The 1,129-nt window shown below is 68.6% G+C and carries 1 protein-coding gene; it reads right to left on the bottom strand.

Features of this window, described 5'->3' with window-relative positions:
- Positions 1-193: 193 nt before the first annotated feature.
- The coding region (locus EON91_RS14530) for a helix-turn-helix transcriptional regulator (RefSeq protein ID WP_292096133.1) at positions 194-1,129 on the bottom strand (936 nt) is incomplete at its 5' end.

Here is a 1,129-nt window from a genome sequence, read left to right as displayed (position 1 = left end):
ATCTGGCGCGACTTGCGCCGCGTGATCGTGCGCCAGGGGCGGATGTGATTGATGTCTTGGCTCATAGTACTGGGCTCACGTGGTCGTCCGATCAGCCGTTGCCGACATTTGGCCCTTTAACATGGCCCCGTAAAGGCAACGGCCGCACGAGGAAGGTCGCGCGGCCGTTGAATAATCATCGAAAGGCCCGCGATTACTGGTCCGGATAGGCCGCGAGAGCCGGGTCGGAGGCCGGGGTCTGCGGCTGGGCCGGAGCGGGATTGGCGACGGCCGGCAGCTCGCGCGGCGGCGTGGTCGCCTGGGCGGGACGCGGCGGGCGCGGCTTGGCCGGAACGGCGGCAGCGCCGGCAACCGGCGGCGTGCCCGTGGCGCCCGGAGCGGGCGTGGGCGCAGCTTCGGCGGCGATCGACGGGTCGACCGGGATTTCGGTGATGAGCGGGGCGCGTTGCGCGGCAAGGTCGACGCTCTGCGAATAGACCTGCCCGCCTTCAGTCTGGACGAGGCCGAGCGAAGCGTCGCCCAGGCGCCATTCGAAGGCTGCGCCGTCGTTGACGGAAATGGTCCAGCCGGCGCCGACGCGGACGGGATAGCTTTCACCGGCGACGAAATCGCGGTGGACGTACTTGTCGCCCTTGGCGGAGCGGACTTCGACGGAGCCGGGACGCAGCGCGACGATGCGCAGGCGCTGGCCGACGGCGTTGGCGGTGTCGACAGCGGCGGTGGCGGCGGGGTTGGCAGTCGTGGTGGTGGTGCTGGCGGTGGTGGTCTGCTTGTCGCCATTGGCGAGGAAGAAGACAGCGGCGGCGCCGACGAGGCCGACGATCAGGATGCCGAGCATCGGCACGGCGACCGGCAGCTTGCGCGATTTGGAGGAAGCCGGCTGGGCGATGTCCTGCTTTTCCGGATCCTTGAGGATCGCGCACTCGGCGAGGTAGCGGTCGAGCGTATTCTGCTCGTCCATGCCGAGGAAGCGGGCGTAGGATTTGATGTAGCCCTTGGCGTAGACGGGGGCGCCAAGAAGGTTCGGCGTCATCTCTTCAATGGCGCGGAGGTGGCTGAGGTGGACGCGGGTGTCGCGCGAGACCTGTTCGAGCGAGTAGCCGGCATTCTCGCGGGCGGCGCGGATGAT

Source organism: Brevundimonas sp. (genome assembly GCF_004210735.1).
In the GTDB taxonomy this organism is placed as follows: Bacteria; Pseudomonadota; Alphaproteobacteria; order Caulobacterales; family Caulobacteraceae; genus Brevundimonas.
The sequence above is the reverse complement of the archived record's forward strand: the minus strand, read 5'-3'. Positions and strand labels throughout refer to the sequence as shown.